Annotated in this window: 3 protein-coding genes and 1 pseudogene; 3 read left to right on the top strand and 1 reads right to left on the bottom strand. The window is 75.3% G+C overall.

The features are described 5' to 3' along the window. Nucleotides 1-103 precede the first annotated feature (103 nt). The 3 genes and pseudogenes from JNW87_RS34145 (at nucleotide 104) to JNW87_RS34135 (ending at nucleotide 3,598) form a co-directional block, all read left to right on the top strand. Nucleotides 104-301, top strand: coding sequence for a cold-shock protein (locus JNW87_RS34145; protein ID WP_238455106.1), 198 nt, complete (start codon nucleotides 104-106; stop codon nucleotides 299-301). 52 nt (nucleotides 302-353) lie between these two features. Beyond that, nucleotides 354-2,676 (top strand): annotated as a pseudogene (locus JNW87_RS34140) (RNA degradosome polyphosphate kinase). Between the two features lie 40 nt (nucleotides 2,677-2,716). Continuing rightward, the gene (locus JNW87_RS34135; RefSeq protein ID WP_109804401.1) at nucleotides 2,717-3,598 is read left to right on the top strand and encodes an NUDIX hydrolase; all 882 of its coding nucleotides are present in this window, start codon (nucleotides 2,717-2,719) and stop codon (nucleotides 3,596-3,598) included. Nucleotides 3,599-3,731: 133 nt separating this feature from the next. On the opposite strand, the gene JNW87_RS34130 is transcribed toward JNW87_RS34135, so the two are convergent. Beyond that, the coding region (locus JNW87_RS34130; protein WP_238455105.1) for an endonuclease/exonuclease/phosphatase family protein at nucleotides 3,732-5,318 on the bottom strand (1,587 nt) is incomplete at its 5' end.

The following is a 5,318-nucleotide window of genomic DNA, read 5'->3' as shown; positions in this document are numbered from 1 at the left end:
TGGCCGCGGCCGCCCGGCTCGGCCTCGGCCCGCGCACCGCGGTGCTCCTCGGGGCCGGCGCCGCCGCGGCCCCGGCCTGACCCGTCCGGTGTACGGTGCTGGCATGCAGGGCACGGTGGCCACCTACGACGCGTCGACCCGCAGCGGGGTGCTGCTCCTCGACGACGGCACCGAGCTGGCCTTCCCGGCCCGCGCCTTCGACGCCTCCGGGCTGCGCCTGCTCCGGCTGGGTCAGCGGGTACGCATCGACGTCGATGCGACGGGCACGGTGGTCCGGGTGACGTTGCCGACGATGCCCTGATCACCCCGCCAAGTTCATTTTGCGTTAACCGGAATCGGGTGATTATGAGCTGGTGAGCACCCCTCGCAAGCACCCCGACCGCCCGCCGCACGCCACCGACCCGGCCGAACCCCGCAACGGCGTCCGCACCCGCGGCACCGACGACCGCTTCCGCACCGTCCGCCCCCCGGAGGAGACCCCGCCCGGGGACCCCGGCTCGCCCGCGCCGACACCGCGGCGGCCTCCGCCGGGCTGGAGGAGGTGCTCGACCCGGTCACCGGTCCGGAGCAGCGCCCGACCGCCGGCGCCGACGAGGAGCCGCCCCCGGCGCCGCCGCTGCCCGAGGACCGCTTCCTCAACCGGGAGCTCTCCTGGCTCGACTTCAACGCCCGGGTGCTGGCGTTGGCCGAGGACCCGCGCACCCCGCTGCTGGAGCGGGCCAAGTTCCTGGCCATCTTCGCCAGCAACCTGGACGAGTTCTACATGGTGCGGGTGGCCGGGCTGAAGCGCCGGCTCTCCGCCGGCCTGCCGGTCCGCGGCGGGGACCGGTTGCCGCTGCGGACCCAGTTGGAGCTGATCGCGGAGCGGACCGCCGACCTGGTGGCCCGGCACGCCGCCTGTTTCGTCGACGACGTGCTGCCGAAGCTGGCCGCCGAGGACATCCGGATCCTGCGCTGGAGCGAGCTGGACGACGCCGAACGGGAGCGGCTGCGCACCTGGTTCCGGGAGCACATCTTCCCGGTGCTCACCCCGCTCGCCGTCGACCCGGCGCACCCGTTCCCGTACATCTCCGGGCGGTCGCTCAACCTGGCCGTGTCGGTCCGCGACCCGGACGGCGGGTCGGAACTCTTCGCCCGGGTGAAGGTGCCGAACAACGTGCCCCGGTTCGTCCGGGTGGCCCGGGATCAGCCCGGCGTGCGGTTCCTGCCGATGGAGGACCTCATCTCGGTGCACCTCGGGCAGCTCTTCTCCGGCATGCAGGTGGTGGAGTGCCACCTGTTCCGGGTCACCCGCAACGCCGAGGTGGAGGTCGACGAGGACCGCGACGAGGACCTGCTCCAGGCCCTGGAGCGGGAACTGGCCCGGCGCCGGTTCGGCCCGCCGGTCCGCCTGGAGGTCGCCGCCTCGATCTCCGACCACATGCTGGAGCTGCTCGTCCGCGAGCTGGACATGGACGGCCAGGACGTGCTGCGGGTCCGTGGCCTGCTCGACCTCTCCGCGCTCTGGCAGGTGTACGGCGAGGCCGACCGACCCGACCTGAAGGACCCGCCGTTCGTGCCGGCCACCCATCCCCGGCTCACCGAGGGCGAGGTGCCACGCAGCGTCTTCGCCACGCTGCGGGACGGGGACGTGCTGGTGCACCACCCGTACCACTCGTTCGCCACCAGCGTGCAGCGCTTCATCGAGCAGGCCGCGGCCGACCCGAACGTGCTCGCCATCAAGCAGACCCTGTACCGCACCAGCGGCGACTCCCCGATCGTGGACGCGCTGGTCGACGCGGCCGCCGCCGGCAAGCAGGTGGTGGTGCTGGTCGAGCTGAAGGCACGCTTCGACGAGGTGGCCAACATCGGGTGGGCGCGGACCCTGGAACGCGCCGGCTGCCACGTCGTCTACGGCCTGGTCGGCCTGAAGACGCACTGCAAGACCGCCCTGGTGGTACGCCAGGAGGGCAACCAGATCCGCCGCTACTGCCACATCGGCACCGGCAACTACCACCCGAAGACGGCCCGGCTCTACGAGGACTTCGGCATGCTCACCGCCGACCCGGAGATCGGCGCCGACCTGACCGACCTGTTCAACGTGCTGACCGGGTACAGCCGGCAGACCGCGTACCGGCGGCTGCTGGTGGCCCCGCAGGCATCCGCAGCGGCCTGGTCGAGCGGATCGAGCGGGAGATCGCGCACGTCCGGCTCGGCATGCCGGGCGTGGTGCAGTTCAAGGTGAACTCGCTGGTCGACGAGGAGATCACCGACGCGCTCTATCGGGCGTCGCGGGCCGGCGTGCACGTGGACCTGCTGATCCGGGGCATGTGCACGCTGCGCCCCGGGGTGCCGGGGCTGTCGGAGAACATCCGGGTCCGCTCGATCCTCGGCCGGTTCCTGGAGCACTCGCGGGTCTTCCGGTTCGGCAACAACGGCGACGCCGAGTTCTGGATGGGCTCGGCCGACCTGATGCACCGCAACCTGGACCGCCGGGTGGAGGCGCTGGTGCAGGTGAGCGACCCGGTCGCCCGGGCCGAGCTGGACCACGTGCTGACCGCCGCGATGAGCCCCGAGGTGGACGCGTTCGAGCTGGCCGGGGACGGGACCTGGACCCGGCGTACCGGCACCGAGGAGGGGCCGCTGACGCATCTGCAGGAGTTGCTGCTGCGACGGGTGGGCGGGACGGCCGGCTGAGCGGGCCACGGCGCACCGCGGCCGGGCTTACGGTGAGCGGATGACGGGCGAGGAGCCGGCGAGCATCCGGGCGGCGGGCGGGGTCGCCTGGCGGCCGGGTGCCGCCGGTGTCGACGTCTGCCTGGTGCACCGGCCCCGGTACGGCGACTGGTCGCTGCCCAAGGGCAAGCTGGAGCCCGGTGAGCACCCACTGCGGGCGGCGGTTCGGGAGATGGCCGAGGAGACCGACGTCCGGGCGGTGCCACAGGTCCGGCTGCCCGCCGTCCACTATCGCAGCGAGGGCCGTCCGAAGCGGGTGGACTACTGGTCGATGCGGGCGGTGGCCGAGGGGGGTTTCCAGCCGGACACCGAGGTCGACGAGGTGCGCTGGCTCCCGGCCGACGAGGCGGTACGCCTGGTCAGCTACCCCCACGACGCCGAGGTGCTCGGCGCGTTCGCGGCGCTGCCGCCGGTCACCGCCACGGTGCTGTTGATCCGGCACGGGCACGCCGGCAAGCGGGGCACCTGGTCCGGGCCGGACACCGGCCGGCCGCTGGACGCCACCGGATGGGCCCAGGCGCAGGCGCTGGCCGAACTGGTCGCCCTGGTGCGCCCGGCGCGCCTGCTGTCCGCCTCGGCCCGCCGCTGCGTGCAGACCCTGGACCCGGCCGCCGCCCTGCTGGACCTGCCGATCGAGGTGGTCGGCGACTTCGACGAGCCGAAACCCGGCCAGCAGGTGGACGAGTGCGCGCTGGCCGCGGCCGCGCACCTCGCCGCGCTGGCCGCCGCCGGGGAGCCGGTGGCGGTGTGCAGTCAGGGCAAGGTGCTGCCGGGCGCCCTGGAGCGGCTGGCCGGCCGGGCCGACGACTTCACCACCCCGAAGGGCGGTGGCTGGCTGCTCGCCTTCTCCGGCGACCGCCTGGTCGCCGCCGACCGGCTTTAGCGCGTCGGCAGCGGCGGGCGGGCCGCCGCCGACCTCCCCAGCCCAGCGCCGTCCGCCCCGTCCCGGCCGACCCGCACCGACGCACGGCGATGCCGCACCGCCGGGACGCCGGGGCGGGCGGAACGCGGACCGGTCAGGGCAGGGTGAGGGTGACCGTGACCGGCAGGTGGTCGCTGGCGGTGCTGCGCGGCGCCACCACGTCGGCGGCGGTGACGCCCGGGGAGACGAAGACGTGGTCGATCTGCTCGCGGGGGTCGTCGGCCGGGCTGGTCGGCACCGGCCGGGCCGACGCCAGCGCGTCCACCAGGCCGGCACCGGTGAACTCCAGGAACGCCGGATCGCCCGGCTCGGTGTTCAGGTCGCCGGCCAGCACCAGCGGACGGCCGGCCGCGTACCGGGTGGCGAAGGCGGCGACCTGGCGGGCCTGGGTCACCGGGCCCCGGCCGGGCGGGGGTTGCAGGTGGGTGGCGACCACGGCCAGCCGGGCACCGCCACCGAGGTCGAGCGTCACGCCGAGGGCCTGCGCCCCGGTGGGCGCCCCGCCGGCCGGCAGCGGCCGGGTCTCGCTGGAGCGCACCGGCCAGCGGCTGAGCACCGCGTCGCCCCACACCGGATCGGCGGCCGGCGCGAAGACGTACGGCATGCGCAGCCGCCGGGCCAGCAGCGCGAGGGTGTCGTGGCCGCCGTTGAGCAGCCAGCCGCGGTCCACCTCGCTGAGCAGCACCACGTCCGGCCGGCTCCCGGTGACCGCCCGGGCCAGGCCGTCCAGGTCGAGCCGTCCGTCCAGCCCGAAGCCCATCCGGACGTTGTACGCCACCACGCGTACGTTGCCCGCCGCCACGGCACGCCGTTCGGTGGCGGGCACCGGACGGTGGATCCCGGCGGCCACCGCGGTCAGCAGGATGAGCCCGACGGCCGTCCACGCCGGCGCGGTTCCCGGGAGGACGGTTGCGGCGGCGGGGCGCCCGGTGACCGCGACCACTCCGACGAGCACCGCCAACGCGACGGGCACCCAGCCGTTCGGGTACCCGAGGTCGTAGGCCGCGTAGTAGGCGACGGCCGCGACGGCGAAGACCAGCATCCCGCCGACGGCCGCGTGGCCACGCCGGCCGGAGCCAACCGAGCCGGCGCCCGTGCCGCCGCCGGACCTGGTGTCCGCACCGGCGTCCGGGCGGGTGTCGATGCCGCCACCGGTGTGGGCGTCGTCGGTGTCGCCGCCGGTGTCCGTGCGGGCGTCGGTGTTCGTGTCGGTCTCGGTGTGGGTGTCCGTGGGAGCGTCGGCGAGGGCGAGGCAGCCGCCGAGGCCACCGGCGGCGAGCAGGAACGCCGGTCCCAACCAGTCGGCCCGGTCGGCGGCGAAGAGCACCGCCCCCGCCAGCAGCGCGGCCGGCCAGAGCACCCGGGCGAGCCACCTCGGCGGCCGGGTGAACGCCGCCACCACGAACAGCCCCACCGTGAGGATGGGCAGGGCCGGCACGTGTGCCGGCGGAAGACCCAGCCCGGGCAGGTCGGGCGACCCGTGCCGGTAGGAGGCGGCGGCGTCCACGCCGCCGGGAGAGCGCCAGCTGACCGGCCAGCAGCGTCGCCGGCCCGCGAGCAGCCAGGCCCGCGCGCGCCGGAGCCGCCCGTTGACACGACCGCCCGGGTCGGCCGGCGCCTGCCTGCCACGGCCAGGAACGCCCCGGCCAGCAGCGCACTGAGCGTCCACCCCGCCAGCCGC

The sequence above is a fragment of the Micromonospora sp. ATA51 genome (assembly GCF_016802855.1).
GTDB lineage: Bacteria > Actinomycetota > Actinomycetes > Mycobacteriales > Micromonosporaceae > Micromonospora > Micromonospora sicca.
This window is presented reverse-complemented; position numbering and strand designations above follow the sequence as displayed.

Bases quoted from the DNA above. Each gene is read 5' to 3' on its own strand.
- JNW87_RS34145 (WP_238455106.1), top strand. From the start codon at position 104: ATGCAGGGCACGGTGGCCACCTACGACGCGTCGACCCGCAGCGGGGTG.
- JNW87_RS34135 (WP_109804401.1), top strand. From the start codon at position 2,717: ATGACGGGCGAGGAGCCGGCGAGCATCCGGGCGGCGGGCGGGGTCGCC.